Genomic DNA, 26,860 nt, shown 5'->3' with positions numbered 1-26,860 from the left:
GCCGTACGCTATGCCTCTCAGCGTTTGGTGGCCGCGTCGGCTCGAGTGATCAGCTTGGCATAGTGGTTGTACTGCTCGTCGACGTGCGCTTTGTCGCGTACGAGCGTTCCTTCCTCCGGCCGGTAGGTGTGCGTGGGCTGGTCCCGGAACGACAGCCAGTCGAAGCCGCTGTTCACCCACGTGTCGTCAAAGATCAGGATGTTGGCGGTCGGGTCAGCCACGTGGGCCACCGTGAGCCGAGGGTATCGGCGGGCAAGCGTACGCAGCTGGCCGAGAGCGCTGTTGTCGCTGTGCTTGAGGTCGTGGCCGAAGCCGTAGCCGATGTGAGCAGTCAGGCCCGACCGGCGCAGCATGGTTTCCAGCTTGGCCAGGAAGTCGCCAGTGACCACGGCGTCTCGCACGAAAGGTGCGGCCAACAGGAATCTAGTGTTGGCGGTCCCGAGCGCGGTCATCAGCAGTTCCCGGTGCTCGAACAGCGGCACGGAGCGGACGGTCAAAGCGTCCAGCTCGGCGCGGGCGGTGACGCTCTCATGCTCCTCTGCGCCCTGCAAGATCGGGACGGGAGTGCCGTTATCGGCTAGTTGCGGGTTGTCGGCCCGGCGTTGCAGGTCGCGGACCGCATCATAGGGCGTGCGCTGGTGACGCAGTGGCTCCGGCAGGTCCGATTCGCCGACGGCGGGTGCTATCTGGATTCTGGTTCGTTCTAGTCCGCCTACCTGGTGCAGCGCGCTGTCGTGGGGCTCGCTGAGCGTGTCGTCAACGACAAGGTTGAAGCGCTGGTCATCGGCCGTGTCCGAAATGAAGACCAGCAGCACGGCGGGCAGGTAAAGCCGCGGTTGGCGGGTGATCGCCTCGACGCTGAGCACTTCGATTTCCGGGTGGTCGTTGTCCTGCTGGGCCTGATGCAACAACAGGTTAAGTCGCCGTGGTGTCACGTCGCTGGCGGCAACCTCCGCAGTGCGAGCGGACGGCAGAATCAGCATGCCCAGCGCTTCGGCTTCAGCCCGGGTAACCAGATCGGACCGGCTGTGCGGGATCGGTTTCCACAGCAACCGGTCGAACGCTGGCTGGTACTCAGTGCGTTGCGGTGTGACCGTGGACAGTTCTTCAACCGCGCGCTGGCCGCCGTAGGTCAGCAGAACCTTGCGCCCCCCCAGACTATCCGGCCGGTATTCGATGGTTTCGGCCGACAGTTGGTGCACAACAGCGTCCGAGACTGTCGGCACATCGATGCCGAGCACAGCTGCCATGTTGCTGATCTTGTGGATGCCGTAGTCGACCAGTCGCAGCACGAACTCGTCCACTAGGGGAAGCTTTTTGCATTGCTGCGCCAGCACGTCGAGAGTGAGCATAGACACTGGTACAGCCGCTTCACCGGCGTAGGCAAGCTGGTAGCCGGGGTGCTGGTCGCTGTAGCGGCGCGCCGCGATAACGGTAGCGTCAGCCATTGCTCGCGTCTCCGATCGTGCAGGTGGCGTTGTGACGCCGAATGTGGGTCAGCACCTTGCTAAGCGGGCCTTGCACCGATTCGCAGAACGGAGCGTCGCCGACGATAACCAAGCCGTAGCGCGACCGGGACAAGGCGACGTTGATGCGCCGCCAGTGCAGCGGTCCGAGGAACCCCAGCTTGCGCTGTTCGTTACTGCGGACCACGGAGTAAAAAGTGACGTCGGCTTCGCGTCCCTGGACGGCATCGACGGTATTGACCTCGATCTCCAGGTTCTCCGATCGCAGACCGGCCACGGCATGGTGCAGCCGTTCCCTCTGCTTGCCGTAGGCGGTCAACACCAGTACCCGCAATGGTCTGCCGTCCGGCGGTGTGACCACTCCCTTTTCCAGTGCCGCGCACAGGGTGGTGATCGCGCGGCGGATGATGCGTACTTCACAGTGGTTGACCACGCTGGTGCCATCGGCCTGTTCGCGCCGATCTGCCATCGCGCCAGTGTCCAACCAGGTGACCGGCTTGTACAGCACGTCCCAACCGGGTAGCACATTCGTAGGCATCGACACTAGCTGGCCATCGTAGAAGCAGGCCGACACGAGGTCACCGATACCTGGCACCATCCGGTACTGGTGGGTCAGCCGGTGTCTAGCAGCAGCGGGCGCGTGGTCCAACAGCCGTTGGAACAGACTCTGCTCGACGTCGGCGCGTTCGAGGCCGTGCCGCTGCATCAGTTCAGGGTGGTCGAGGATCTCTTCCTGCATCGGCGGAAGCTGGTTGGAGTCGCCGACCAGCACCCACCGCTTGGATCTCGACAACGGCACCAAGGTTTCGGTCGCGGTCGCCTTCGACGCCTCGTCCAAGATGCAGAGGTCAAACTGGAGGTCTCGGACGGCGGGGTGCGACAGGAACCCCAGGCAGGTACCAGCGACCACCCGCGACGCCCGCAGCACCACGCCCTCCAACTCGCGGCCTGACTCGATCCGCTGGAACCACTCTGCTTGCAGGGTCAGCAGGTCGACGAGTTTGCGTAGCTGTTCATCATCGCCGACGACGGCGTCGAAAGCGTCCCGGGCGATCTGCAAGGTCAGTTCTTGTGGCAGGTCCAGGTCTCCGCCCAGGGCCAGGTTGGCCCGCTCGCGCAGATCGTCGATCCGGTCGCCGAGCGCTTGCACACGGTCGTTGAGCGAGGCGGTTTGCGATTCGTCGTCCTGCTCGCCGAAACCGAGCAGCTGACCGTTAGTGCTGCCGGATCTGGTGTCGAGGCCGTCGAGCCGGGCTTGGGTATTGCCGAGTTCGCGTAGCGCCTCGATCAGCTCAAGGATCGCCGCAGCACCTTCCACATGCCCGAGCCCGACGCCAACAGCGGTGGCGCGTCGTTTCAGTTCAGCCTCGGCCCGCTGTCGAACCTCGCGGATCATCCCGGGCATCTTCTGATCGAGCAGATGCTCGCGGGCTTCAGCAGCGATCCGCGGGTCGTCGTCCTTGCCGAGTCTGACCAGATGGTCCACGCCAGCTTGGGAGAGCCGTACCAGTGCGTTGTCAACCGCGACGTGGGCCTGGCTGACCAGCAGGATCCGCGCGTCAGGCTTGCGGGCCAGCTCCTGCTGTACCAGTTCGGTAATGAAGCTCGTTTTGCCGGTGCCCGGTGGCCCCTCAAGCAGGAAGAAGTCGTCGCTGCCCATCGCCGTCATGACGGCGGTTTTCTTGTCGTTGTCCAGCGCCCTACCTGACCACTTGTCGATCACTCGGGCGACCGGAACTGCGATCCGCGTGGGGTCGAGCAGCAGCGTGCGCAGTTGCGGGCGGACCGAGATCCCGGCGCGGACATTGACGACGGCTTCGCGCTGCCGACGCAACGCCGACGCAGTCGGCGCAATGTGCCGCGCTAGCTCACCGGTGCGCGGCAGACTTTTAATCTTTCTCGGGTAGGCGAGTGTGACGGTCGTGTCGTCCTGCTCGATCACGACACCGGGACCGCCGATGGGCCGCCCCGCCGATCCACGGCAGACCCGTTCCTTTCCCAGAAGGTCAGAGTTGTTGGCCTCGCGGAGATGGAACTTAACGCGACGGCCATCGATGTCGATCGACTTGTACGCCAATGAAGTCTCCCGCTCGAGTTCCAGATCCTCCTTCGCTTCAAGCAGGTCGATCCACTTGTCGAACATCACATTCTCGGCCTGACGGTACTTCTCGTCGTCCAGCCGAATGTAGTGGTCGTCGACGCCGGCGAGGACCAGTTCCTTGGCCTCCATGGCCGCTGCGGGCGGCTGGGGGCGCGACGTCCAAACGATCTGATCGCTGACCGGCCAGCCCCGCCGACGCAGACCCTCAAGGACTGACTCGGCCGCATCGTTGACCTTAGTCAGGACAAACTCAGGCCTGTCGGCCAGCACCGCGAGCCGCAGCCGACGCTCTCGGCCGATCAACTCCAACGTGTTGGTCGACACGTTCCCGGCGCCGTCGGTGTACCTCAGCAAATGAGCGCCTTGGGCCAGTTCGCTCGCAAGAGCCTGTTCAATCGCGTCGGAGTCACGGTCCAGCGGCGGCGCGGCCAGCCTCCGGGCCGCGTCCTCGCTGACCCGCAGTTGCAGGCGATGGACGTACGTCGAGAACCGGCGTTGACGGCTGGACTGGATCTCCCGTAGCCGACTGCGCAACACCACCGCGTTCTGCGGCCGGGCCAGCGGGTCCATGCTGGTGCACTGGGTGAGTAGTTCATGCACCTGTGGCGGCACATCGATATCGGCCAACGCTGCTGGGATGTCGGGATAGTCATCGAATGGACCGCTGGTCAGGCAACGTAATGCGGTTGCGGCGAAACCCCATACGTCCCGGCTCGCGCTGGCCATGCCCTGCCGGTCCGGCGGCGCGTACGGACGCGAGAAGTGCTCGACAAGCGTGAGCCCCGTGGTCAGCTGGCTACGGATCTTGCTAATACCGAAATCAGCCAGCTTTGGGGTGCCGTCCTCGGCGATCAGGATGTTCGAGGGGGTGACATCGCGGTGGACGACGTCGCGCTGATGCGCGTGGGCCAGTGCCTCGACCAGCGGGAGCCCCCATTGGTCGGCGAAGTCGTCCCAACCAAGATCACCATCTGCAGGCAGAACTTCGGGCAGGTTCTTGTCGAACCAAGGCATGACCAGATAGAACGCGTCCTCGTCCTCGTCTTCGCCGAAATCACGCAACGAGACGATGTTCGGGTGATCCAGCAGGTAGAGGGCTTCGACATCGCGGCGGAAGTATTCTTTCTGAATCTCGTCGGCGTCACGCCGAGAAATGAGTTTCAGGGCGACTTGGGTTCCGTCGCCACCGTCGATCGCCTTGACGATTTTGCCCTGACCGCCGATGCGCTCAGCGTCGGCCCCAACGACATACCTGTTCGCCACTAGACGCAACGTTGAGCCCCTTCATCGTGTTTAGCGCAGCGCAGCATACCGGAATCTGGGTTGAACTGAACAATCGTTCGAAGATTTGAGCATGCCTGCTCACAGCCAGCCCGACCAGCGGGCACCTGTTCGCTGGCGCCGATCCTGGTTGACCACAGCTCACCCCAGGCCGTGAATGGCGACAGCCAGTCGGCAGTTCTCCCTGTCTCCCTCGGTGCGCTTGAAGTTCTCAAGACGGCTACCTAGCCGCTCGAACGACCCGTCCGTGGGACCTTTTTCATCTGCCACAGGCAGAGCATGGCTGGCGGGGCGCAGGTCGGGCGTCATCGGTGTCTGGTTCGCAGGGTCCAGTCGATTCTGTTGGTGTGCGGGTCGATGGTAGGTAATGAACCTGGGATTCCGGTAGAGCCCGTTGATTCATGGACCGGTTAGGCGCTGTTCGATGCGGTCAAGCATGCGCATGAGCAGACTTGCCGTCATGACGGCTTCGGAAGCTTCGGTCACGTCGTCGAACGAAACCTCGCGGTGTCCAGAGGGGTTTCGCAGGACGGCATAAGCGCCACGGAAGAGCATCATTGTTCCGTCGACTTCGCCGGGCGGCGCCGTGGGATCGGCCAGTGGACCTCCCTGCCGCAGGGCCTTGATCATGAGGTCAGAACCGACTACTTCCTTGCCGAAACCCCCGACCTTCCGCACGCGGATCTCAACGGCTTTCATCGCGACGAAGATTGCGTTCTCGTACTCCCCGAGGAGGAATTGCCGCCGCACCTTTTGTCCGATGAGCGGGTGGAGGTTGTCTTGGACTCGGTTGACAGCACGGATGTCGTGGACAGTCATCTTAAGCGCCTCGTGGCCCCGCCGCGTGACAAAGATCGCAGCATCGGTGTGGTTACCGGGCGTCCGCGCGATCATTCCGTGCGCGCGGAGCCAGCCCAGAGCTTCAGCGATAGCTTCGTGTGTCTCCTTCCGCTGCGAGAAGCCGTGCTGAGTGTCCTGGACGTATCGCAGCGAGTAGTTGTATTCGTTCCATTCCTCTACGTTGACGAGGTCAGCCAGCACATGCAGGGCCAATTCATCAACGGAAAGCTCCAGGACTGCCTGTGGCGTCAGGGAGATCACGCGTGCTCCTCCGAAGATCGAAATAGGGCGGCACAATATGAGTCAGAGCACCCCTTGCCATGGGGGCGCCTGCCTTCCGAAAGACCAGCGGTTGCGCCCCGACTGCACGAACTCCGGCCCTTCCACCAGCGCGGCTCTCACCTTGCCAAGGCCAGGAATCAGGTGATCTTGGAAGTGCTGTTGGACTAGTTCGTGGATCTCGCGGGCTTGCAGCGGTCCTTGCTGTCGTGCCAGCACGATTGCTACCTGCTGCCTCACTGAAGGTGCAGCTGGTGGGGACAGCCTCACTAGCCGAAGGTCGCGAAGACTAATCTGCTCCAGCTGTGTTGCCTGTTCGTACTCGGCGGCCAGTGCTCCAAAAAACGTTGTCATGTACTCGCCCGCCCGTTGCTTGCGAGAAGGTCTCCGCAGGAAGAACGCGGTTGCGGCAAGAAGCGAGGCACTGAGTAGCCAGGGTGAGACTTCGATCCGCCGAGCCGTCACCTTGACGAGCCCCGCCATTCCCATGAGAGGTAGGGCGACGACGCGGCCTGCGGTATCCCTCTTGGACACGGCTTCGTTGAGATTGACGCCGGCCCGGGCTACCTCGCGCCATCGATTAGGAGCCAGTCCGGGCTTGCGCAGGTGCCGGTCCTCGGAGAACACGACACACGGCGCGATGAGTTTGGCGAGCTGCCCGGTCGGTACGTCGTCAGGGTCCGTGATGGCCATGACCTGGGGATCATCTGAGTCTCCCCCCTGAACGCTGACAAAGCGTAGTGCCGGTAAGTACGCCCGCTCGAAATGTTGGCGGAGGGCATCAACCGAGGCCGAGCTGTTCTGCGCAATCTTGGGAAGTCGCCGGTATACCTCGGTATACACGTGATCGGAGGCGTAGAGCAGAGCTATTCCGTCGCCGGTCATGCGAAGCAGGCGCGACCGCCACTGTGGGCCGTGCTCGACGTCGTTACGGATGCTGCTGAGCAGAGCGCAGGTATCGACAACGCCGAGAAACCTTGGCCCCATGCCGCCATAGGGGTCTAGGTGGGCAGGAGTCAGCAACCCCGCGAACGGGTTCTCCATGCAGGTAACGGTAGCGGCCACCAGTGACAGTTTTCATGAGGTTTGAGTCGCCACAACGGCTCCGGACAGTAAGGCGTATTCTCACGCCGCTTACCGAGCGTGCAGGGGATGAGGCGAGCGCGCACGCGATGCCGGTCACCGCTCGGCCTGCGCAGCCGACTCGGCGGGGATGTAGGAGCCGCGCAGGCCGAGGCGGGCAACGTAGCGAAAACAGCCCGGGTAGGCGTCGTTGACGTGGTCGACCGCGGTGGCATAGGCGGTCGTCCCGGCCTGGCTGATCAGATCCGTATCCCACCGCACGGATATTTTGGCCGCTACCGTGAACAATGTGGAGTCATTCCAGCGCCCTGAACTCGTCGACTTCCTGCACCGCCTCGACAACCCGGACCGCCGGGGAGTCTTCGTTCTTGGCGGCCCGGCGATCGGCAAGACTGTGTTGCTTCAGCAGCTCGAAGCTGAACTGCAGCGGCAGGGCCGGGCGGCCTTCCTCATCAGCCTGCGGCTCATCGATGTGGATAATCTCTCGGCCCAGATCATGGACAAAATCACGCGGGTGGCGGGCGTCTTCGAGGACAAGCGGACGATCCGCGCATCGGGGGGCGGCTCTCTCCGGCAGAGCGCAGCAGTATTGAACCAGGTTGCCGAGCAGCTGCAGGCGCCCGTGCTGCTGCTCGACGGCCTCGACGAGTCGCCCTATTCACGGCGGACGGCCGCCGCTGTCGAGGAGCTGAGCCACGCCCTGAACGGCTGGAAGCTCGTCGTGGCGTCGCGCCCCACCCCCGGCATTGAGGTCCGCCGGTTCGACCAGTTCGACGTGCTTGAGCTCGGGCCCCTTGCCGAGACGGACATGGTCGCCATGCTGCGGGAAACCGATCCGAACCTCGCGGAGGACGCCATCCGCGCTGTCGTCACGCTAACGCATGGAAATCCACTCGTTGCTCGCCTGGCGGCCCGCGCCGCGCAACACCGCGCGGCATACGGGTTGGTGTTCGGGGACCACCTGGAAGGCGTGATCGAATCGGTGGTCGATGATGCCCTCAGCGCTTCCCCGGATCCTGCCCTGCTCGATCTGTTCCTGGAGGAGCTCGCCCTCGCCGGTGGCCAGGACCGCATTTCGGCGCTGGCTGGGAAGCTGCGGGTCCCAGAAGACCAGGTCCGGAGGGTACTGGGCTACCCGCCGGTGCTCAGCTTGTTCACCGTCGACCAGCAGGCCGGGACTGTGGCGTTCGCTCATGTCTTCATCCAGGAGGCCCTGCTGTCCCGGCGGGTCTTCGTGCGGCCATTCCGGCTGGCCGAACTCAGGTTCGGTGCGGAGGAGGCGGAACGGGACGACCTGCTTGACGCGAGTTTCGTCGGGCGGCACAGCCTGGACCGGATCCTCGGCCAGCAGCGGTCCATCGTTATCGGCGACCGCGGCTCAGGCAAAAGCGCTATCTTCCGCAAGCTCGCGGAAGAAACGTCCGTCGAGACCCTCCCAGTCGCCAACACCGGCGACCTGCTGCACCGCATCGTCGACAAGGACGCCTGGCTGGACGCTGACGCGCTGCGCGCGGCGTGGCTCGTGGTCATCGCCGCCGTAGTGGCCTCGACCGTCCCCGGCGAGGCGCCCAAGGCGTTGCGGCGCAACGCCAAGGATCTGCGGGCCGCGCTCGGGCTGCCCACCGAACCACCAGGCCGCATCGGGCGCGCAATGCGCGCGGCTGCCCGCCTTCTGGGCGGTACGACGCTGAAGTTTGGGGTGGGGCCGGTCAGCTTCGAGGCTACGCTTCCCGCCGGCACCCGGACCGGCGGGTCGTTCCTCGACGTCGAGTCACTGCTGCAGGAGACAGACAACCTGCTCAACCAAACGGGGCGGCGCGTCGTGGTACTGCTTGACCGCATCGATGAGACGTTTAAGTACGACCGGGGCCGGCAGGAGGCCCTGGTCCAGGCACTACTGCAGGCCGAGGCCCACGTATCCCGACTGGACAGTATCGAGCTGGTGGTGTTCCTGCGGACGGACCTGTTTGAGCTGTACGACATCCAGGAGAAAAACAAGCTGGTCTCCCGGTCCCTCACACTCGACTGGTCGGAAGAGGACTGGCTGCAGGTGCTGATCCGCAGAGTGTTCGCCAACGAACCATTCGACCGGCTCGCCCGCCGACTGCATGTCACCGACGAAGAGACCGAGGTGCGCGCCGCGCTGGAGGTGCTGTTCCCGACCGAGATCGAGGGCCAACCCATCGACCGCTGGCTCGTCGATTCGCTGCGGAATGGCAACGGCGACATCTCCCCGCGCCTAGCCGTACTGCTGCTGCACTTGACCCGGGAGCACGCGGCACAACCCGACGCCGTCGTCGCCGCTGTCCCGTTGTTTTCCGCCGATGCGGTGCAGCGGGCCATGACGAAACTGTCTGAGTTGAGCTTCTCGGAGGTAGTCAACGACTTCAAGGTCGCACCGACGTTCGTACTGAACTGTCGAGCTGGCAAGCTCACCAGCTTCACGCTGTCTGAGGTGGAACAACTATTCGACGGCGCGGAGGGCAAGATCGGCGAACAGGTCCGCCTTCTGGAGCGCCTGGGCTTCCTCGAACGCGTAGTAGAGCAGCGCGGCACGCAAATCAGGTCAATGTTCCGGATTCCGCGGCTTTACACCCGCTGCTGGGACTATGCCTGATCCTCAGACAAGGTTCGCCAATGCAATTGTTTCCCTACAGAATGAAGATAGAATTTAACTCCTGAGCAGGGGTTTTACCCGCCGACCCCGAGGACTGGCTACTCGTCAACGGCGTCGCCGCGCGCCTCACGCACCTTGCGGGCGATCAGCTCCCGCACCTGCCCTGGGTCGAGCCCTTCCAGCTCAGCGCGGGTCACCTTCCCTCGCACCTCGTTGTACGGGACCGTGTCGGTGTGCAGGCGGCCGCCGTCCCGCTTCGCCTGCTCGCAGTCGGCGACCGACCACGCGCCCGGGCCGCCCGTGATCCAGTAGTGCGACCACGGGATCGTCACGCTCTTGGGGTTGGCCCGCATCACCTCGACCGCCGTCCCCCACCGGGTGATCACGAAGACGTCCTTCTCCTTGAAGTCGTCGCGTGACCACAGCTTCACCCCGCGTTCGGCGGCCTTCGCCAGGATCTCCCGCCAGTAGCCGAGCTCGTCGTCGAGCGCGGCGATGTCGGCCTCGTAACGGGCCTTCGTCTTCGCGGAGATCGGCATCTGGCACCAGCGGGAGCCGTCGTCGTAGGTCTGCAGCACTACCGCGCCGTCCGGCGGCTCCTGCCCCTCCCCCACCAGCTTGGTCGGCTTCTCCTGCGACTGGCGGACGAGGCGCCGGCGGTCGGCCTCCAGCTTGTCGATGCGGCGCCGGGTCCTGCCTGGGTCCTCCCGGTGCTGCCGGTAGTGCTCGGCCGCGGCGGCGCGGCCCGCCCAGTACTTGCCCGTGTTCACCTCCTCGATCGCTTTGCCTTCCTGGCGGTGCGCCCAGTCGAGCAGGTTCCGGTCGGCGCGCTCGCTGTGGTGGCCGACGAGGGTCGGCTGGCCGGGGGGCCGGTGGCGCATCCGCTCCCGGGTTCTCTCCCACCGTGCGTTTCCGGACGCCGTGTTGCGGTTGGCACGCTCGCCGTAGCGGTCGGCCCGATCCTCCGACCAGGTGTTGCGGTCGGTTTCGGCTTCGGCGAACGACCGGCCTGGCGTCTCGTCGTCGATCGACACCTCGACGGTGAAACCGGCCGCGCGCAGAGCGCCGGCGGCGTTGTTGATGATCCAGGTCTTGACGGCCTTGTCCCGGGAGTGCGGGACGTACAGGCCGACGGTGCGAGAGGAGCGGAACCCGCGGGTGCGGACGATCTCCCACACGCCGTCGCCTTTCCGGCTGCCCTCGATCAGGGTGCCTTCGGCCCGGCTGTGAACGATACGGATCGTTGTCATCGCTGGTACTCCTTACGGGGTGCGGGGATCATGAAGCGGAGGATGCGGTTGACCAGGGGGCGTAGCAGGGCGGCGGAGGGTGGCGGCGCGGGCAGGCTGGAGTCAGACAGGTCGTAGTAGCCGCGGGACGGCCCGAGGTTCAGCAGCCTTTTCAGGTGGAGCGCCGCCGTGTAGCGGGGCTGGCACAGCAGTGCGATGTGCAGCGCGCGCCGGGCGGTGTCGTCGTCGCCGGCGAGCGCGGAGGCGCACCCGGACAGGAACATGGCGGGCGCGCCGAACACCGGGGGGACGGCCATGGCAACGTCGACCCACAGAACGGCTCGGGAGGCGGCGTTGCCGGGGTTGAGGTCGCACCAGGCGCGGTCACGCAGCCAGATGACGTGCAGCGCGACACCCAGTTTGGTCTTGTCGAAGTCGGGCAGCGCGGGAGCCGCGTCCTCCCCCGCGTACAGGCCGTCCAGGAGTCGGCGGCCGTCGACGATGAACTGCCGCGGGTAGTCGGGGCGGGCGCCGTTGGCGGTGAACCGGTGCAGAACGTCGCGGCAGTGGGCGTTCAAGGCGGACAGGTCGGTGCGCATGACGGATGCTCCTGTTCTTCGGGAGGCGGCGCGCCTCCCAGGGGGTTAGGGGTGCAGGACGTCGGTCACGGTGGAGTTGCGGTCGCATGGCCCGCACCAGCGGCCCATGCCGGGCACCCAGCCCAGGTCCCGTCGCGGGTCGACGCCTTCCCACACGCTGTGGTCGGCGCGGTGGCCGCAGTCGAGCACGAGGGTGAAGGCGAAGGTGGCGAGGGCGGTCATCGCGACTCCTTGTCGAGGACGTCGGGGTGGACTTTCACAGCGAGGCCTCTCTCTGAGGGGCGGCGGAGGTTTCGGGTCAGTTCGCCTGCGTGCGCGCCTGCCAGTCGAGCTGGCAGAACAGCTGCAGGCGTGCGGCGAGCGGTTGCAGCCAATCGGCTGTGGGCTGCTTCGCGTGCAGCTGTTCGGCGAAGTCGTCCATGCGTGGTGCGGGCTCGTCGCGGCCAGCGAGCCGCAGGAGCAGTTGCGCGGCCTGGTAGTCCGGCTGGAAGGTCAGCGCGACCTCCAGGGCGGCGAGGGTCGCGCCTCGCTGTCCGGCGAGACTGGCGGCGTACGCGGCCACCGTCGCGGCGGGTGCGACGAACACCGGGTGGACGCGCAAGGCGATGTTGGTCCATCGGGTCATGCGGTCCACGGCGTTGCCGGGGGTGATGTCGGCGATCGCGCAGTCGCGCAGTTCCGGGACGTGTAGGGCGATGCCGAGCTTCATCGCTTCGGCGCCGGGCAGGGGTTCGCCGCTGTCGCTGCTGGCGTAGGCGGTGTGGAGCCGCTGCTTGGTCTCAGCGGCGAGAAGGGCCGGGTAGTCGCGCCGGTTGCCGTTGGCGTGGATGCGGGTGAGGAGGTCGCGGCAGTGGTCGCGGGTGGCGTGCAGGTCCATGGTGCTGGTTTCCTTTCGGGTCAGCCGAACAGGCTGGTCTGGACGGTGGCCGGGGTGTTGTGCGGCCGATGCGGCTGCCGGAGCATGACGGCCATGCAGTAGCCGCCGCCGGGCGCGTAACCGGGCACGTGGCGGGTGAGGCCGGCGGGCCGGTATTCACGTACCGGGCCTTGGCGGTCGAACCATCCGGGCGGGTAGACGGCGCGGGCCTCCTCCTCCCAGCGGGCCAGCGGCTTGCCCTGGTAGGGGCGCTTGCCCATGACGGGCAGGTCGCGCCAGCCGGGGTAGGCGTGGTCGCAGCCGTCCTCGGCGGCGCGGTTCTCGCGGGAGCGGGCGGGCCCGGTGTGGCCGCAGCCGCCGCAGTAGGAGCGGTAGCGCAGGTGGAACGGCTCCTCCTCGGTGGGCTCCATCGGCACGTCGTCGGGCCGGTACTGCCAGGTGACGGTGACCCGGCAGTGGCCGGACAGGCGCTCGCCCGGGTCGGGGTGGGTGATCGCGGTCGTCGGCTGGGTCGTGGTGGGCACGGCCTTCCCCTCCTTTCGTGAGGTGCGGGCGCGGCAGGCGCCGCGCGGCGGGCGATGGGTTAGGTGAGCTGGGCGGTGAGGACGGCTCGCGCCTTGTCGTAGGCGGAGGTTTTGCGCTGCTCCTGCTCGCAGTCGTCGCACAGGTCGAACCAGTTGGGGCAGTGGCTGTTGATGCCGCGGCCGACGGCTTCGGCGGCCTCGTCGACGGAGGCGGCGAGGAGCTGCGCCTGCTCGGCGGGCAGCCGCAGAGCTGGGCGGGAACCGTCCGCGTCGCACAGCAGGCGGTCGACCGTGTCGCGGAGGCTCTGGTAGGCGCGGCGGCGTAGTTCCTGGGCGCAGCCGGTGCACGAGTCGTTGTCGTGGGTCTTCGGGTCGTGCCGTTTCCAGGCGGGGGTGCGCAGCTGTCGTTCCGCGACGTCCATCGCGTCGAGCAGCACGTTCCACGTGCCAGCGGGGGCGGCCACGACGATCTCGGCGGGGGCGGGCGTGGTTCCTCCAGGGCGGTCACACACAACGAACCTCCTTATCTGAATCGCAGTTTTCTATGATTCGGATAGCAGCCTTGGCCGGGCGAGGGCTCGCGGGAATGAGCGTTCCGCCCGGCCGGGCGGGTCAGCGGCGGCGGCGGGAGCGGGCGCGGGTGCCGCGCGGCTTGCGTGGCTTGCGGAGCCGCAGGGTGAGGCGGGCCTGTAGGGCGCGGTAGGTGCGGGCCATGCAGCGCTGCTCGGCGCAGTCGTCGCACGGGTCGTTGTGGCGGCAGTTGAGGCAGGAGCAGTCGGCCGCCTGGTCGGCGCCGGCCCCCACCCCGCCGATGATCTCCTGCCAGGAGCGGGCGTCGAAGGCGAGTGCGACCGGGCGGGGGTCGGCGTCGAGCAGTTCGGTGATCTCGGCGCGGTAGTCGCGGTAGCGGTAGGCGCGGTCGAACCGTTCGGCGCAGCCGGCGCAGATGCCGCACTCTCCGGTGTCGGGGCACCAGCACCAGCCGGCGTTGTCGAGGCGGTCGGAGGCGTCGTCCAGGGCGTCGACCAGGAGGTTTGTCAGGTGGTGCGGCAAAACGATGGTGACCTTCGGGGCGGTGGTGCGGACTGCGATCACGCCTACTCCTCTTGTGGGGGTAAAACCAAATTTCTATATCAAAATCATATGATGCTATCTTTGTGATAGTCCAGTGTTTTTGCGGATGGGTCGCCGGAAAGTCACCGCCTGGTGCGGGGCCGTCAGCGGCGGCCGCAGGAGCGGGCGCGGGTGCCGCGCCGTCCGCGTGGTCGCCAGCCGAGCTGCGCGGCGATCGCCGCACGGTCGCCGCGCAGCTCCTCCCACGCGTTCCACTCCTCCTCTGGGGCGGCAACGGTGCGGGTCATGTCGAACAGGTCATGCCCCCAGTCGCTGATCTGCTCGTCCAGCTCGGCGAGCTCGTCGCGCAGGAGCACGCGCTCGTGCGCGCCTGGTGTGCGGGCGCCCGCCCCGTGGGCCCGGCGGACGCGCCGGCCGACCCGGGTGGCCAGGGCGCGCAGACGGCGCGCCTTCCAGGGGCTGGTGACGAGGTACTCGTGCAGGGCGTCGGCGGCCACCTCCCAGGCGGCAGCCGAGAACACCAGACTGAAACGGCCGTTTCTGCCGTCGAGGGTGGTGCGGATCGCCTGCTCCATCTGCCGGTAGTCGCAGGACCGGGCCGGGCCGGCGCAGGTGGCGCAGCGGTCTTGGTGTTCGGCTTCGCAGTTCCAGGCGTGGTCGTAGAGCCGGCCGGCCGCGTCGGCGACGCCGAGCAGCAGCAGTTCCCACTGTGGGCGGGGCAGGGTGACGGCGACCTTGACGGTGCGCGGTGTGAGCATGATGACGTCCCTCCAAAAAGCGATGAGGCTGGCTGCCTGCGGCTTCCCGGGGGGGCGGACTCACCCCCCGGGGTTGCGGGTTTACGAACGTGCTTCGCGCAGCTCGTGGTAGTCGGACCAGATGGCAAGGAGTTCGCCCTGGACGAGGGCTGCGGCCTTCGGGTCGGCCTGCTCGGCCGCCTCGCGGGTCCGCTTCTCGGCCCGGCTGGCGACGGTCAGCGCGTTCCGGTCTACGTCGTACAGCTTCTCCGCCTGCTGCCGCCGCTCGGCCGCACCGTAGAACCCCCTGCGCTTCTCGTCGTTTTCCACGGCGCGGAGCCAGCCGACGCGGCTGGACTCCTCGGCGCACTGGGCGGGCAGCACGTTACGCCCCGCCCGCAGGTAGGCGTTGGCGGCGGCGTTGCCGGTGCTGACGAGACGGTCACGGATCATCATGGGAACCTCCAGGCGGGAGAAGGGGAACGGACAGTTCAGACCGGGCGGGGGGTGCCGTCGCCGCCGCGCTCGACGCGCACCAGCGCCTCCAGGTGGTAGGTGGCGGTGAAGCCTTCGGCTCCGGGCCAGGTGACGATGACGCAGGCGGCGCCCTCGTTCGCGGTGTGGTCGTGGCCGACGACCTTGCCGACCGCGGTCCGGGCGTGCGGGGTCCCCTCCATGGCCGTGCGCATGGCGACCTCGCAGTCAACGGGCAGCGGGTGCGCCGGCGCCTTCCGAGAGAGGGGAAAAAGTCGAAATTTCATATCTTTATCATATCTATTTATGCTTTTGATAGTACAGGGTTGGCGGGGATGAAACGCAGGAAAAAACCCAGCTCCGCCGCGGCGGCCGGCTTCTTCACCCCCGCCAAGGGGCCTACTCGTCGTCGGACGGGACCGGCGCCCGCACCAGGAGGCCGCCGCAGCAATCGCAGCGCAGGTCCTCGTCGTCGAAGCACAGGTCGACCGTCCACGGCTGCACATCACCGACGTGCAGCCCGGCGTCGGCCCGCTCCTGCGCCAGGCCGTGCGGCAGGCACCGGGTCGCGCACACCACCCGCCCGTCGCCGAGCTGGTAGGCGAGCGGCTCCAAGCCGCAGGGCCATGCCGCGTCCCGGCTGGGCGGCGGGACCGCGCCGCGCAGTGCGGCGACCAGCCGCACCCGCCCGCCGGACAGCCCCCCGGCCCCCGGCGTGCCGAGCCGCCGCCGGACGGCTTCGCAGTACGCCACGAGCGCCGGCCGATCCCCCGGGTTGCGCGGCCGGCGCATCCCCGGGTCGACGCCGAGATGCGCGGCGAGGATCTCCGCCGCGGACAGGGCGACACCGGCCTGGGCGGTCTCCTCGCCGGTGAGCTCCCGCGGGAACGGCGACGCCCACAGGCGGGCGCGCACACCGGCGGCGCGGGCGAGGGCCGCCAGCAGGAAGCCGCCGTCGCCGGGCAGGGCGGTGCGGGCCGGTTCACCGGCCAGGAGGCGGGCCGCTTCGAGCAGCACCGCGTACGGGCAAACAGGGAACGAACCGGTCATGACTGTGACCTCCTGGGAAGCGGGGCCGGGTGGGAAGGAGAGGGCTGCGGTGCGAACGGGTCTGAGAAGCGCTGTGAGCGGCTGGTCCGGCAGGTGGCCGCGGCGTCGTCAAGCCGCTCGGGGCGGGCGGTGACGTGGGCCGGCGGGTCGAGTTCGTGTTCGTGGACGGCGCGGCGGCCGGCGACGCACTGTGCGGCGTCGCAGGTGTTCAGCTCATACCGGCGGGGTCCGGCCCAGGCCAGGGCGCGGGCGCGGGCACGGCACCAGGTGCAGGCGCGCACCGTTTCCGTGCGGGCCACCGGGCTGATCGTGATGGGCAGGCCCCATCCGCGGGCGGCGCGCAGCAAACTGGCCAGCCTGCTGTTGCCCAGCGCGTCGACGGGCAAAGTCCATTCCTCGCCGAGGTAGCGCACCTGGTGAAAGCGGCGGGTCTGCTGGATGGTGGTTGCCATGTCGCCTTCCTCCACACCCTCCACGGTCATATCCCAACCGCAGGAGCATGTGGATTTGATAGCAGTTTGGGGAGTCGGGTGCCGGGGGCGGCTGGCCGTCTTCGGTGTGGCCGACGAGGAGGGCGGGGCCGGCCTCGTCGGTCATCTTGGGCCTGATTACGGGCGGCCCGGCCCCGCCCGGCAGGAAGCCGCGGTTGAACGCGCCTGCTCGGGCGGGGGGCCGGGGTGGGTTAGCTGGAGGCCAGGCCGAAGAAGAACCAGCCGGTGCGGGTGCCGGCCTCGTCGCGGATGGCCCAGGCGGCGCAGTCGCCGCGGCGCTCGATGCGCGGGTCGTCGAGCCGGTCGAGGAAGGTCTCGGATGCCTCGGTGAGGGTGGCCGGGGGGGCGTCGAGGACGAAGTAGCCGTCGGTGGTGGAGATGGTGCCATTGTAGGGGTCGCGGCCGTACTCGCTGATGGCCATGTCGACGGCCCCCCGGTAGGCGGCCTCCACATCGAGCGTTGCGATGTAGTCGGCGAAGGGGTGGGCACCCATGATGACCTCCTGGTGAAAAAGCCCGATTTGCTATATCAAAATCATAGCAAACATCGATCTTGATAGTCTAGTTTTGTTGTGTTTGAGCTGGGAGAACGCGCTCCGGCACGCCGGCCGCCCGCCCGGCGTCGTCTGCCAGGCGGGCGGCGCAGGTCAGCTCGCCAGACGGATCGGCATGACCAGGTGCTCGTAGCCGGGGGCCTGCTGGCCGTCCTCGGTGACGCCGACGACGACGGCGGGGCTGACCTCGTCGTTCATCTTGAGCCTGACCGTGGCCGCCCCGGACGCCCCGACCCCGTCCAGCAGGAAGCCGCGGTTGAACGCGATCGTCATCGGCTCGCCGCTCCACTTCACCGCCAGCGACTCCACCCCTTGCGCTTCGTCACCGGTACCGGCCTCGATGGTGACCTGGTCGCCGTCGAAGCGGAGCCGGACCGGGGTGCCGCGTTCGGCAACCAGCCCGATCCGCTTGACCGCTTCGACGAACGGGCCGGCAGGCAGGTCAGCGTGCCCGGCGAAGCTGTCGGGCAGCAGCGACCGGTACTTGGGGAACTCCAGGCCCAGGAGGCGGATCGTGGTGCGGCGGCCGCCGCCGGACAGGCCCACCAGTCCTCCGCCGTGCGTCACGTCGACCGACAGTGAGATCTCCACCTCGTCGACGGCGGCGAACGCCTTGGCGGCGGCGGCCAGCGTCTTCGCCGGAACCACCACCGTGGCGGCGCAGTCCGGGGCCTGCGGCCGCCAGGCGAGTTCGTCGACCGCCAGCCGGTACCGGTCGGTGGCGGCCATCGTGATCGTCTCGCCGTTGAAGTCCAGGTGGGCGCCGGCCAGCATCGGCAGCGCGTCGTCGCAGCCCGCCGCGATGACCGTGCGGGCCGCCTCGGCGGCGAACACGGCCCCGCTAACGCGCCCCACCGTGGGCGGCAGCTCCGGCAGCGTCGGATAGTCCTCCACCGGCATGGTCAGCAGGGTGAACCGGGCCGCCCCGCACACCATCACCAGCTTGGTGCCGTTCACGGTGACGTCGATCCGCTCGGCGGGCAGGGCGCGGACGATCTCGTTGAGGACTTGGCCGGGCAGCAGCAGCTGCGCGGCGCCGTCGAAGGCGGCGTCGATGGTGGCCTCGGAGGACACCTCGTAGTCGAAAGCGGACAGGCGCAGCTGGCCGTCGGCCAGGTCGAGGCGGATGCCCGCCAGTACGGGAACGGAGGGGCGAGAGGGCAGGGACCGCGCGGTCCAGGCGACGGCGTAGGCGAACTCGTCGCGGTCGACGCGGAAGCCGGTGAACACCGCGGGCGCGGCCTGCTTCTGCGCGGCGGGCTGCGCCTTGGTCTTCTTTCCGGCTGCGGCCTTGGGGGCGGCCGCGCGCTTGGCGCGGGGCTTGCTCTGAGGCTTGTTCTGGGGCTTGTTCTCGGTCGTGGCGGACATGCGGACTCCTTCGGTGAGAGGAAGCGATCGGAGCGGGCGGAAGGGGTGGCCGCCGGGGGGCGGCCACCGCTGGTTACGGGAGGACCTTCCAGGTGCCGGCGGGCAGCTTGGCGGCCTGCTCGGAGTACCGGCCGACCAGGTTGATCACGGTGCCGCCGGCGCCCTCGAAGAACCAGTTGCCCTCGCCGCGAGGCTTGGCGCCGTGGCTGAACTCGAAGGGCTCGGTGTTGATCTGGGCGCGCATGGCGACTCCTTGGAAGTGGCGGTGACTACCGTGCTTATATCTAAATCATATCAATTTATAGCTTTGATAGTACAGCGGTTGGGGTCTGACCAGCAGAAATGTCCGCCAGGTATCCGGCGTCCTTCCCGGCCCGTCAGGGGTGGTGTTCACCGGCTCACCGTCGGGGCGGCCCGGCCTCCTTCGCGATGCGCACGTACCCGTACTCGACCCGCCTGCCGGGAACCGTCTTGCTCGCCGCGGTGATGGTGACCAGCTCAACGCGGCCCTCGGCGACCAGCTCGTGCAGCGACGGCGCGTCCCGCACCGGAAGCCAGCCGACCGGCAGCCCAGGCCACCCGGCCCGGACGACCGCGCCGCGCTCACGGTGGATCGCGGCCACGATCGCCGCCTTGCTCTCCTCGTTCGCCGGGCTGAACGCGAAGCCCGTCGCGCCGCCCGGGGCGAGCGCCGGCTCGGCACGCTCGCAGCGCTCGGCCTGGCGGACCTTCTCGATCAGCGAGATCAGCTCCTGCGCCCCCCTTCCAAGCGAGGCCGCAGATGAGCTGGTGCTCGTCCGGGGAGAGTTCGATGCCGCCGAGTGCTTGGCGCACCTCTTCGCGACGAGTCTTGGCGATTCGGGCGGCAGCCTTGCCGAAGTCGATCGAAACCATGGTGGCCTCTCTGCGTGAGAAGTGGGTCAGGCGGCGATGTGGGCGAGGCGGGAGCCGAGCTCCTCGCGCAGGGGCATCGTGTCGGGGTCGGCCTCCTCTTCGAGGTCGGCGAGCATTTCCTCGAGTGCTTCCTGCTCGCTGACGGCGCCGAGCGGGTCGGCCGTCCCGGGACCGCACAGGTGCAGGTCCGACAGCCGCGACAGGCGGTCGGTGCCGGTGTCAGACCGGATGTAGCCGAAGTCGCTCGCGACGCAAGCATCCTCCAGGATGAACCGCTTGCCGGGGCGGCCGGCCCAGTGGACGTGGTCGAGGCCGGGGGCGCTGCAGATGACCGTCATGGGATACGACTCCTTCGTGCTCGCTTGAGATGGGCGGATGGTTTTCGGGGCGAGGGCGGGAGGCCACAGGGCCTCCCGCCCTCGCCGGCTAGACGAGCTGCTCCAGCTCGTCCGGGTCGGCGGCCAGGAGGCGGTTGGCCTCGCGCGCGCTGGCCACCTTCCACTCCAGGAGGCAGGGGTTGTCGCCCGCGGCGGCCAGGCCCTGCGCGATGAAGGTGACGACCACCGCGTGGGGAACGCGCTCGTGGAGGCGCTCGGCCTGGGTGCGAAGCTCGGCGACGTCGGGCGCGAGGAGCTGGGTGCGCAGGTCGGCGGAGAGGGTGGCGATGAGGTCCACGAGGGTTCCCCTTTCGAAGGTGGTGAAGTAATGAATTTTTATATCTAGATCATATCTTTTTATGGAATTGATAGTCGCGAGGTGGGGTGGAGAGAATGAAAAAATTGCGGGGAATTATGCGGCCCGGCGGCGACGGTCTCCCGGATTCACCCCGGCCGCGGCGGCCACCGGCAGGAGCGGGAGGCCGGCCAGCCTCCCACCGTGCGGCGCTGCTGCCGCTACTGCTCCTTGAGCCAGGCGCGCTTCTCGCGGCGCCGGTTGATCCGCACCTGCTTACGGCGGCGGTCGCTGGAGCCGCGGAGCATGGGGTCACACGCCTTGCAGCACACCTGGATGTCTCGCGGCTTTCCGATCATCCTGGCCATTCCGCCTCCAAAGGTGGTGAAGTTTGATATTTAAATCATACCCTGCTATCTATTTGATACTCTCTGTTTTGGTGGGGAAACAGAGAAAGCGCAGGGGTTATTTCGCCGCAGGACCCGCTCCGGGCCAGCTGGGCGGCGGTGCTGCCCCAGGCAGGCCCGGCACGGGCCGTGCCCGCTGTTCGCCGGGGGCGGCCCAGCGCTCTCGGGCCGTCAGGACTGAGGGCGTCACGTGTTCGCTTCCAGCGGCGACGCGTCGAGCCAGGCGCGGACGGTGACCCGGGTGCCCAGATGCCAGCCGGCCGCACGGTACTCGCCACCGTGGCTGGCCAGTTTCTCCCACGACGGGGTGACGCCCAGGCGGCGCGCCCACTCGTCGACCGCGTCGACCCGGCTGGCCGGGTCTCCGTCGTCGCGGACGCCGAGCAGGGAGCCTGCCGCGTGCTCCGCGGCCTGCACCTGCCACAGCAGGACGGGGAGTTCCTCGGTGAGCAGGTCGGCCAGGGCGAGCGCGGCGCGCCCTTGACGGCGGTGGGCACGCGCCTGCAGGCACGTCATGCTGATGATCATCGTTTTTCTCCTTCGGTGACGGTGTGGGAGGTGAGGCGGCGCGGCAGCCGGAGCCACTGCGCCCGGGACACGCAGGAGACGGCCTCTCCGGGGCGCACGTGCAGGATTCCAGTGCTCGGCTCGCCGGGGGCGACCGCCACGGCGGCCTCCCAGCGGATTCGCCAGGAGCCGCCGCCGAAGTGCTTCGTGGCGCGCACGAAGCCGTACACGTCGTTGGCGGCGAGGGTCTCTGAGGCGGTGACGCGGATGATGTGGTGGCGGGTCAGCGCCTCGGGCGCGACGGGGTGCAGGTCGGGCAGGACGACGCTCACACGGCCCTCCTCTGGGTCAGGGCGAACAGGTCGAGCTGGGCGGTGCTGGAGGCAGGCTGGTCGGATCGGTCGGGCAGCACAGCGGACGGGTCGAGCGTCGGGGAGTGCGGGGAGGCGTGGTGCACGCAGCAGGTGCCCAGGTGGTACTGGCAGGCGTCGATGGTGCGGCCTCCGGAGCGGCGCGCGGTGTACCAGCCGCTGTTGTGGGTGGCGGCCCGCGTGCGGGCCTCCTCGACGGTGTCGGCGTTGACGTACAAGCGCATGGTGCAGCCGCCTGCCTCGCAGTCCAGGACGACGCTGGAGACCTTGCCCGCCGCCGTGTCCGGGTACAGGACGGCCAGCAGGGCGCGGGCCGAGGTGACGCTGTCGACGGCGAACCCGCGGTCGTCGTCGCACCGCAGCAGCTGGGGGTGTTCGGGGCACGACAGGAAGATGTGCGCGGTCATCGCCGGGCCTCCGTGGCGGCGAGGCTGGCCACCCGCTGCGCGCCGGCCCTCACGACGAACACGGCGATCGCGGTGGCGCTGGATTCGGGCCGGCCCTCGGAAAGCGCTTCGGCCTTAACGTCCGTTGCGGCCTTCACGGTGGTGTCTTTGACGTCCATGCCGACCAGGACGTGCCGGCCGATCTGGGTGAGGGCGCGGCACGTGAGGCCGAGGGGTCGGGTCTTCGTCTGGGGGCGCTTCGGAGTCTGGTTCACGGCCTGTCCTCTTTCTCGGAGCGGGAGGGGGCCGGCGGCCCCCTCCCGGACGATCAGGTGAGGCGGGCGAGCCGCTCGGCGAGGCCGGCCTGGGCGGCGAGCTGGTAGGGGCTGAGCGACTTTTGGGCCTGCAGCTGGGCGGCCAGGGCTCGCATGGTGGTGGCGTCCTCGCCCTCGATCTCGTTGGCGAGGTCGAGCATGTAGTGGCCAACCCTGGTGATCGCGATGGTTCGCGCCTCGTCGAGCTCTCCCCGGTTGCTCTGGCCTCTGACGTACAGCCTCCACATCAGGTCGAAGTGGCAGAGCGCGGTGCGCACGTCCTCGCACTTGATGGTGCGCTGGTTGCTGGTCATGGCTGCGACGGTCACGGCGTCCTCCAGGAGTGGCTGCGAAGCGCTTTCTTATATCTAAATCATATCAATTTACTACTTTGATAGTACAAAGGTTGTGGTGGTTTACCTGCGGAAATACACTCACCCACGGGGTGCCATCAGATGAGGCAGACGGCCAGCACGTAGTAGCTGACAGGCTCCAGGAACGTCCCGGCGGGGGCGGTGACCCGGTCGCCGGCGTGGTAGGCCCACTCCTCGGGGCCTTCCTCCCAGACGATGGTCCACTGGCGGTCGTCGAACCCCTCTTCCATCAGGCGGGGTCCGTAGTCGGGGTGGGCCTTGAACTCGGTGGCGATGTCGGCGACGAGCCGCTCGACCTCTTCGCGGGCGCACACGTAGGTTCCGGCGGCGAAGTCCATGATGTTCCTTCCGATCACTTGAGGTGGGAGGGAGGCGAGGGCGGGCCGCAGCCCGCCATGGTGGCCGTCAGGCGGCCCGGACCTTCACAGCGAGGTCGAGGAAGGCGCCAGCGGTCCCGTCGGCGCCCATGCGGATGACGAAGGCGCTCTCGTCATCGGCGAGCTCCACGCCCCGCAGCGCCTCCGGGAGGCCGTTGACGACCCGCCCTTCGAAGATCAGCTTGTGGGCCAGGCTGAGGAAGGTGGTGGGCGCGTTGAGGCGGACGAGGTAGTCGATGAAGGCCCAGTTCTCGCGGGTCAGAGGGTGGGCGCCAAGAGCGGCGTAGAGGGCGTGGATGCTCTCGACCAGGGTGGGGGCGGTGGCCTCGACGCTCATGCTTCTCTCCATAAGTAGCGAGCTTTTGTTATATCAATCACATACTCGACTATGGTTTTGATACTCACTGGGGCTGCGAGGAATTTCGGGAAAATCGCAGGCCGACACCCCACAAGGAAGATCACTTACAGTGGGTGCCCCCGGCTCGCCGAGGGCACCGCGCGGGGTGACGGCTACACCGGCCCGGCATCTTCTCGCACCGTGAAGATGCGCTTCTCCTCCAGCATCGGCTTGTACTTGACGACCGCGTTCGGCTCTTTCATGCCGACCGCCTCAGCGATCGCCCCCCACGTGACGCCCGCGCTGCGGGCGCCGGCCACCTCCCGAACCTCGGCACGTTCGGCGTCGGCGAGCGCCCTGTGGGCGCGCCGCACGGCGAGCAGCGCCGGCGTCACCGGATCCGCCTCGTTCTCCCACCGCTGCTTCGGCTCCCGCTCGTTAAGGGATGGCTTGAACTTGCGGATCGCGTTGGGCTGTGCGATCTCCAGCTCGTCGGCGATTCTCTGCCACGGCGCTTTGACGTGCCGCGCGTCCACCACGGACTGCACCACACCGTCCCTGGCCTCGCCCAGGTGTTTGTGCGCCGCACGGAGCGCGGCCACCGCTATCGCCTTCTTCTCTTCCACATGCTTCTTCTCATCCACGCTCATAGCAAAAGAGTCACATGCTATGCAGTTGATAGCAACCTGCGTGGTGGTTTCGCGCTGGGACACAGCGACGCCCGGCGCGGCGGAGACACCTCACGGCGTCGCCAAGAACGTGGTACTCCGAATCGGGGTTGCCCCTCACGGAGGATGGCCGCCAGCCAGCGATCTGCACTTCCCGCAGCGACTCCGCGCTACTCCGCCCGCGTTCGATCTTCATGAGGGCCGCGTCCATGACCCCCGAGGAATCCACCATTTCGATCAGTTCCAAGCGGTCGCCGACCTCGAGAGCCGAAGATCAACCATGTCGTTGACGCTCGGCTCCCCGAGCGTCAACGACAGGTCTTTCTCTCACAACCGCAGCTGGTTACGAACCGGGAAGGCACAAAGCCCGGGTTCAGCCGGTTACCGAACGGGTGAGGAGCGCGGCGTCGGAAATACCAGGGGGTGGCATAATTCGCCATCACCCTCCCCCGCTGATCGTTAAGGGCTGCTCTCGGACTTTCTGCTGCCGGCCGGTGAACGTCCGGCGCCCCCGCGGCCTCACGTCGCGAGGGCGCCGCCTCGTGAGCGTTTAGAGCACGTTCACGAAGACCAGCACGTTGTTCAGCACATCGTTCAGCACGTTGATCATGTCTTTTTCCTGTTCTTCGTCAGCACTTTCAGCCTTGCCTGCTGCGTCGGCCGTGGTCCGGCCGCCGGGCGGGGCGGACCGCGTGCCCGGCCGCGTCTGCTCACAGCTGCCCGTGCTTCAGGCAGTGGGCCGCACGCACCACGCCGTTCACGGGATGCCAGAGGCAGCCGCACCGCAGCGCGTTGCCCGGCACGAGGTACAAGGCGACGTACAGGCGCGTTTTCGCCCACCAGGCCGTCCAGGGCCGCACGCGCGGCCGCGCCGGGCCTGCGGGGCGCCGGCGCCGGAGCCTTCTGGGGGCGGAGCCGGTCACGGGGCGGCGCCCGGCCCGCCGCACCAGCCCGGGCAGCCGGGGTCGGCGAGCAGGTTCCCGCCCGGCAGGGCGGCGGGCACGCCGGGCTGCACGGCTGCGGGTGGGCCGGCCATCATCGCCGCGGGCTGTCCGTAGCCGTCTGGTCTGTTCTCGCGGGGCGCGTCCGGGTCGGGGCTGAGCGCCAGGCCCGCGTTCGCCCACATCGCGACCTGCCGCAGGTACCACAGGGCGGTGTCGAGCTCGTTGCTGGGCGGCACCGTGTCCGCCAGCGTGTGGGCCAGGTGCCGGCAGTGGCCGCGCACCGCGACGTGCGCGTCCCGGCGTTCCGGCGACGCCGGAGGGTGGAACGTGAACCAGTCGTCGATCTGGTCGTGGATGTCGTGCATTTCATTACCTCCGCGTCGCCGGCGGCGGCGTGGCGGCCGCGGCGACGGTCTTCACGGGGGCGGTGGCGCCGACCCGCCGCTTCTCCGCGTCGGCTTCCCGCGCCGTGACGTACGGGGCGCTTTCGCTGCCGTCGTCGTACACGACGACGTATCTGCTGACCTGCTGGTTCTTTTTGTTGCAGCCGCATCCCATGACGGTTCCTCCTATCGGGTGGCGGCGGCCGGGCAGCCGCCGCGGAGCGGGTGCGAGGCTCGTCATCCGCTGCCGCACACGCCTTCGCTGATCGTGTGCAGCAGCGTGGCCGCCCAGCCTCGCCACGCGGTGGCCTCCTGTGCCTCGGTGCGGCCCTCGCAGTGCGCGCACCAGCCGAGCAGCTGGTGAGCGGCTTCGCTGTGCCCCCGCAGCGGCGGCTTCGCCGGACCGGGCAAGCCGCCGCTCATACGTCGAGGTCTTTCAAGGCGGCGCGGGCGTCGTCGACGGTGTCGAACCGGCCGGGCAGTGTCCCGGTGCGGTTAGCGATCCGGTAGAAGATCTGCCCGTTGCTGCGGTGGAAGTAGATGCGCCGGTCCCGGTACTCCTCCACGAGGCCCTCGGGGTAGCCCAGGGCCAAGCGGCCGCCCAACGTCACGAAGTCGTGGGCGTGTTGCAGCAGCCCGTCAGAGACGGGCACGTCCACGCCGAGCCGTTCGTGGAGTTGCTGGTACAGGCCCGTCAGCAGCAGCGTGAACTCGATGTCGCCGGGCGGTGTCGGCCCGGTCTCCCGGGTGAGCGCTTCGATCCGGCGGGTCAGCCTGCGGCATTCCTCGGACTGCTCCGGCGGGTCGACGCGGCTGCGCCGGTGGGCGGCGGCCAGGTCGTGCCACAGTTCGGCCAGCTCTTCACGCATGACCAGGTGCAGGCGGCGCTGAGTGTTCACTGTGGCTTCTCCGTCCAGGGGTGCGCCGTCGCCGCCGCGGCGACGGCGGCGTTGGCGGCGGCCAGCGCGCTCGGGTACGGGACGAGCGCCCGGACGAGCACCGGGGCGAGGGACCGCCATAGGCGCGGCTGGTCAGCGGGAACCATCACCCAGCCGGGGTGGCCACAGCCGCGGGCGCAGAACGCGGCCCGTGGCTGGCGGGGAGCACCGGACACGACATGTTCCACGTCGTGTCCGTACAGCGCGCATTCCAGCTGGGCGTGTTCGGTGTGCGCGCCCCCCGGCGTGAGCAACGGGCGGCTGGGCCGCCCGCTACCGGTGTTCACGCTTGTCTCCTATCGACATCAGGGCCCGCATCAGCCACCGCGTTTCGTGTGGCAGACCGGACCGCAGCAGGTCACGCACGTACTCGTCGACGACGCCGATCAGGTCGCCGCGGTGCGGCAGAACCTGCTGCAGGCATGTCCACGCGTCGGCGAGGAGCCGGTCCAAATCGTCTTCCCGGGCCGGGATTTCGGTGTGCAACTTCCAGGCGGGCAGGTGCTGGTACTGCGATCTGCGGTCGCGGGTCAGCAGCCGTTTCCCGGCGACTTCAAGAGCTCGCATCACGGCGACGTTCGCGGCCAGGGCGACGCATTCGGCGTCGTCGGAATGAACGGGCTGTGAGGTCACCGTGCAGGTCC

40 protein-coding genes are annotated in these 26,860 nt (G+C 67.9%); 2 read left to right on the top strand and 38 right to left on the bottom strand.

Annotated features, from left to right (window positions below; genetic code table 11):
• Positions 1 to 17 precede the first annotated feature (17 nt).
• The 5 genes from ABT352_RS22850 to ABT352_RS22830 all read right to left on the bottom strand — a co-directional run bounded on the left by ABT352_RS22850 (position 18) and on the right by ABT352_RS22830 (position 7,311).
• On the bottom strand, positions 18 to 1,448 hold the full coding sequence (locus ABT352_RS22850; protein ID WP_350946916.1) for a phospholipase D-like domain-containing protein: 1,431 nt from the start codon (positions 1,446 to 1,448) through the stop codon (positions 18 to 20).
• On the bottom strand, positions 1,441 to 4,830 hold the full coding sequence (locus ABT352_RS22845; protein WP_350946915.1) for an AAA domain-containing protein: 3,390 nt from the start codon (positions 4,828 to 4,830) through the stop codon (positions 1,441 to 1,443). Before ABT352_RS22845 ends, ABT352_RS22850 begins: the two co-directional genes overlap by 8 nt.
• A 417-nt stretch (positions 4,831 to 5,247) precedes the next feature.
• Positions 5,248 to 5,949 (bottom strand): TIGR02391 family protein, encoded by a 702-nt coding sequence (locus tag ABT352_RS22840; protein ID WP_350946914.1) that lies wholly within the window; start codon positions 5,947 to 5,949, stop codon positions 5,248 to 5,250.
• 42 nt (positions 5,950 to 5,991) lie between these two features.
• On the bottom strand, positions 5,992 to 7,011 hold the full coding sequence (locus tag ABT352_RS22835; RefSeq protein ID WP_350946913.1) for a PIN domain-containing protein: 1,020 nt from the start codon (positions 7,009 to 7,011) through the stop codon (positions 5,992 to 5,994).
• Between the two features lie 135 nt (positions 7,012 to 7,146).
• A complete protein-coding gene (locus ABT352_RS22830) occupies positions 7,147 to 7,311 on the bottom strand; it encodes a hypothetical protein (protein ID WP_350946912.1) in 165 nt (54 codons plus the stop codon).
• A 28-nt stretch (positions 7,312 to 7,339) separates the two neighbouring features.
• Here ABT352_RS22830 and ABT352_RS22825 point away from each other — a divergent pair, with 28 nt between their 5' ends.
• Complete coding sequence (locus ABT352_RS22825; RefSeq protein WP_350946911.1) at positions 7,340 to 9,667, top strand: P-loop ATPase, Sll1717 family; 2,328 nt, start codon at positions 7,340 to 7,342, stop codon at positions 9,665 to 9,667.
• Positions 9,668 to 9,765: 98 nt separating this feature from the next.
• On the opposite strand, the gene ABT352_RS22820 is transcribed toward ABT352_RS22825, so the two are convergent.
• The 16 genes from ABT352_RS22820 to ABT352_RS22745 form a co-directional block, all read right to left on the bottom strand.
• On the bottom strand, positions 9,766 to 10,917 hold the full coding sequence (locus tag ABT352_RS22820; RefSeq protein ID WP_350946910.1) for a DUF3560 domain-containing protein: 1,152 nt from the start codon (positions 10,915 to 10,917) through the stop codon (positions 9,766 to 9,768).
• The gene (locus ABT352_RS22815) at positions 10,914 to 11,495 is read right to left on the bottom strand and encodes a DUF4192 family protein (RefSeq protein WP_350946909.1); all 582 of its coding nucleotides are present in this window, start codon (positions 11,493 to 11,495) and stop codon (positions 10,914 to 10,916) included. Before ABT352_RS22815 ends, ABT352_RS22820 begins: the two co-directional genes overlap by 4 nt.
• A 45-nt stretch (positions 11,496 to 11,540) precedes the next feature.
• Complete coding sequence (locus tag ABT352_RS22810; RefSeq protein WP_350946908.1) at positions 11,541 to 11,717, bottom strand: hypothetical protein; 177 nt, start codon at positions 11,715 to 11,717, stop codon at positions 11,541 to 11,543.
• 76 nt (positions 11,718 to 11,793) lie between these two features.
• A complete protein-coding gene (locus tag ABT352_RS22805) occupies positions 11,794 to 12,396 on the bottom strand; it encodes a DUF4192 family protein (RefSeq protein WP_350947123.1) in 603 nt (200 codons plus the stop codon).
• Complete coding sequence (locus ABT352_RS22800; RefSeq protein ID WP_350946907.1) at positions 12,393 to 12,896, bottom strand: DUF6349 family protein; 504 nt, start codon at positions 12,894 to 12,896, stop codon at positions 12,393 to 12,395. The genes ABT352_RS22805 and ABT352_RS22800 overlap by 4 nt, the downstream gene beginning before the upstream one ends.
• A gap of 59 nt (positions 12,897 to 12,955) precedes the next feature.
• Entirely contained in the window at positions 12,956 to 13,408 is a 453-nt protein-coding gene (locus tag ABT352_RS22795; protein WP_350946906.1) for a hypothetical protein, read from the bottom strand.
• Between the two features lie 100 nt (positions 13,409 to 13,508).
• Entirely contained in the window at positions 13,509 to 13,991 is a 483-nt protein-coding gene (locus tag ABT352_RS22790) for a hypothetical protein (protein ID WP_350946905.1), read from the bottom strand.
• A gap of 122 nt (positions 13,992 to 14,113) precedes the next feature.
• Complete coding sequence (locus tag ABT352_RS22785; RefSeq protein ID WP_350946904.1) at positions 14,114 to 14,728, bottom strand: hypothetical protein; 615 nt, start codon at positions 14,726 to 14,728, stop codon at positions 14,114 to 14,116.
• Between the two features lie 81 nt (positions 14,729 to 14,809).
• On the bottom strand, positions 14,810 to 15,163 hold the full coding sequence (locus tag ABT352_RS22780) for a hypothetical protein (protein WP_350946903.1): 354 nt from the start codon (positions 15,161 to 15,163) through the stop codon (positions 14,810 to 14,812).
• Between the two features lie 35 nt (positions 15,164 to 15,198).
• Positions 15,199 to 15,468 (bottom strand): hypothetical protein, encoded by a 270-nt coding sequence (locus ABT352_RS22775; protein WP_350946902.1) that lies wholly within the window; start codon positions 15,466 to 15,468, stop codon positions 15,199 to 15,201.
• Positions 15,469 to 15,580: 112 nt separating this feature from the next.
• Positions 15,581 to 16,231, bottom strand: coding sequence for a hypothetical protein (locus tag ABT352_RS22770; RefSeq protein WP_350946901.1), 651 nt, complete (start codon positions 16,229 to 16,231; stop codon positions 15,581 to 15,583).
• Positions 16,228 to 16,683 (bottom strand): hypothetical protein, encoded by a 456-nt coding sequence (locus ABT352_RS22765; RefSeq protein WP_350946900.1) that lies wholly within the window; start codon positions 16,681 to 16,683, stop codon positions 16,228 to 16,230. The genes ABT352_RS22770 and ABT352_RS22765 overlap by 4 nt, the downstream gene beginning before the upstream one ends.
• A gap of 230 nt (positions 16,684 to 16,913) precedes the next feature.
• Positions 16,914 to 17,216, bottom strand: coding sequence for a hypothetical protein (locus ABT352_RS22760; RefSeq protein ID WP_350946899.1), 303 nt, complete (start codon positions 17,214 to 17,216; stop codon positions 16,914 to 16,916).
• Positions 17,217 to 17,369: 153 nt separating this feature from the next.
• A complete protein-coding gene (gene dnaN, locus ABT352_RS22755) occupies positions 17,370 to 18,644 on the bottom strand; it encodes a DNA polymerase III subunit beta (RefSeq protein ID WP_350946898.1) in 1,275 nt (424 codons plus the stop codon).
• A gap of 73 nt (positions 18,645 to 18,717) precedes the next feature.
• Positions 18,718 to 18,888 carry a hypothetical protein gene (locus tag ABT352_RS22750; RefSeq protein WP_350946897.1) on the bottom strand — a complete coding sequence of 57 codons (171 nt, stop codon included), beginning with the start codon at positions 18,886 to 18,888 and terminating at the stop codon, positions 18,718 to 18,720.
• Positions 18,889 to 19,042: 154 nt separating this feature from the next.
• Entirely contained in the window at positions 19,043 to 19,267 is a 225-nt protein-coding gene (locus ABT352_RS22745; RefSeq protein ID WP_350946896.1) for a hypothetical protein, read from the bottom strand.
• Between the two features lie 10 nt (positions 19,268 to 19,277).
• Here ABT352_RS22745 and ABT352_RS22740 point away from each other — a divergent pair, with 10 nt between their 5' ends.
• Positions 19,278 to 19,556, top strand: a complete 279-nt coding sequence (locus ABT352_RS22740) for a hypothetical protein (protein ID WP_350946895.1) — start codon at positions 19,278 to 19,280, stop codon at positions 19,554 to 19,556.
• A gap of 8 nt (positions 19,557 to 19,564) precedes the next feature.
• Here ABT352_RS22740 and ABT352_RS22735 read toward each other — a convergent pair whose 3' ends face one another.
• The 17 genes from ABT352_RS22735 to ABT352_RS22655 all read right to left on the bottom strand — a co-directional run bounded on the left by ABT352_RS22735 (position 19,565) and on the right by ABT352_RS22655 (position 26,849).
• Positions 19,565 to 19,876 (bottom strand): hypothetical protein, encoded by a 312-nt coding sequence (locus ABT352_RS22735; RefSeq protein WP_350946894.1) that lies wholly within the window; start codon positions 19,874 to 19,876, stop codon positions 19,565 to 19,567.
• Positions 19,877 to 19,964: 88 nt separating this feature from the next.
• A complete protein-coding gene (locus tag ABT352_RS22730; protein WP_350946893.1) occupies positions 19,965 to 20,213 on the bottom strand; it encodes a hypothetical protein in 249 nt (82 codons plus the stop codon).
• A 218-nt stretch (positions 20,214 to 20,431) separates the two neighbouring features.
• Positions 20,432 to 20,578: a hypothetical protein gene (locus ABT352_RS22725; protein WP_350946892.1), complete on the bottom strand. Its 147-nt coding sequence runs from the start codon at positions 20,576 to 20,578 to the stop codon at positions 20,432 to 20,434.
• Positions 20,579 to 20,803: 225 nt separating this feature from the next.
• Positions 20,804 to 21,145 (bottom strand): hypothetical protein, encoded by a 342-nt coding sequence (locus ABT352_RS22720; protein WP_350946891.1) that lies wholly within the window; start codon positions 21,143 to 21,145, stop codon positions 20,804 to 20,806.
• On the bottom strand, positions 21,142 to 21,456 hold the full coding sequence (locus ABT352_RS22715; RefSeq protein ID WP_350946890.1) for a hypothetical protein: 315 nt from the start codon (positions 21,454 to 21,456) through the stop codon (positions 21,142 to 21,144). Before ABT352_RS22715 ends, ABT352_RS22720 begins: the two co-directional genes overlap by 4 nt.
• On the bottom strand, positions 21,453 to 21,902 hold the full coding sequence (locus tag ABT352_RS22710; RefSeq protein ID WP_350946889.1) for a hypothetical protein: 450 nt from the start codon (positions 21,900 to 21,902) through the stop codon (positions 21,453 to 21,455). Before ABT352_RS22710 ends, ABT352_RS22715 begins: the two co-directional genes overlap by 4 nt.
• Complete coding sequence (locus ABT352_RS22705; protein ID WP_350946888.1) at positions 21,899 to 22,156, bottom strand: hypothetical protein; 258 nt, start codon at positions 22,154 to 22,156, stop codon at positions 21,899 to 21,901. Before ABT352_RS22705 ends, ABT352_RS22710 begins: the two co-directional genes overlap by 4 nt.
• A 53-nt stretch (positions 22,157 to 22,209) precedes the next feature.
• Positions 22,210 to 22,524, bottom strand: a complete 315-nt coding sequence (locus tag ABT352_RS22700; protein WP_350946887.1) for a hypothetical protein — start codon at positions 22,522 to 22,524, stop codon at positions 22,210 to 22,212.
• Between the two features lie 122 nt (positions 22,525 to 22,646).
• Positions 22,647 to 22,907, bottom strand: a complete 261-nt coding sequence (locus ABT352_RS22695) for a hypothetical protein (protein WP_350946886.1) — start codon at positions 22,905 to 22,907, stop codon at positions 22,647 to 22,649.
• A gap of 67 nt (positions 22,908 to 22,974) precedes the next feature.
• Complete coding sequence (locus tag ABT352_RS22690; RefSeq protein ID WP_350946885.1) at positions 22,975 to 23,283, bottom strand: hypothetical protein; 309 nt, start codon at positions 23,281 to 23,283, stop codon at positions 22,975 to 22,977.
• Between the two features lie 173 nt (positions 23,284 to 23,456).
• Positions 23,457 to 23,933, bottom strand: coding sequence for a hypothetical protein (locus tag ABT352_RS22685; protein ID WP_350946884.1), 477 nt, complete (start codon positions 23,931 to 23,933; stop codon positions 23,457 to 23,459).
• A 937-nt stretch (positions 23,934 to 24,870) separates the two neighbouring features.
• Positions 24,871 to 25,260: an Acb2/Tad1 domain-containing protein gene (locus tag ABT352_RS22680; protein ID WP_350946883.1), complete on the bottom strand. Its 390-nt coding sequence runs from the start codon at positions 25,258 to 25,260 to the stop codon at positions 24,871 to 24,873.
• Positions 25,261 to 25,264: 4 nt separating this feature from the next.
• Positions 25,265 to 25,519, bottom strand: coding sequence for a hypothetical protein (locus ABT352_RS22675; protein ID WP_350946882.1), 255 nt, complete (start codon positions 25,517 to 25,519; stop codon positions 25,265 to 25,267).
• Positions 25,516 to 25,701, bottom strand: coding sequence for a hypothetical protein (locus tag ABT352_RS22670; RefSeq protein ID WP_350946881.1), 186 nt, complete (start codon positions 25,699 to 25,701; stop codon positions 25,516 to 25,518). The genes ABT352_RS22675 and ABT352_RS22670 overlap by 4 nt, the downstream gene beginning before the upstream one ends.
• Positions 25,698 to 26,177: a hypothetical protein gene (locus tag ABT352_RS22665; protein WP_350946880.1), complete on the bottom strand. Its 480-nt coding sequence runs from the start codon at positions 26,175 to 26,177 to the stop codon at positions 25,698 to 25,700. The genes ABT352_RS22670 and ABT352_RS22665 overlap by 4 nt, the downstream gene beginning before the upstream one ends.
• Complete coding sequence (locus tag ABT352_RS22660) at positions 26,174 to 26,503, bottom strand: hypothetical protein (protein WP_350946879.1); 330 nt, start codon at positions 26,501 to 26,503, stop codon at positions 26,174 to 26,176. Before ABT352_RS22660 ends, ABT352_RS22665 begins: the two co-directional genes overlap by 4 nt.
• Positions 26,490 to 26,849 (bottom strand): hypothetical protein, encoded by a 360-nt coding sequence (locus ABT352_RS22655; protein WP_350946878.1) that lies wholly within the window; start codon positions 26,847 to 26,849, stop codon positions 26,490 to 26,492. Before ABT352_RS22655 ends, ABT352_RS22660 begins: the two co-directional genes overlap by 14 nt.
• Positions 26,850 to 26,860: the final 11 nt, after the last annotated feature.

This window comes from Streptosporangium sp. NPDC000563 (assembly GCF_040299985.1).
In the GTDB taxonomy this organism is placed as follows: Bacteria; Actinomycetota; Actinomycetes; order Streptosporangiales; family Streptosporangiaceae; genus Streptosporangium.
The sequence above is the reverse complement of the archived record's forward strand: the minus strand, read 5'-3'. Positions and strand labels throughout refer to the sequence as shown.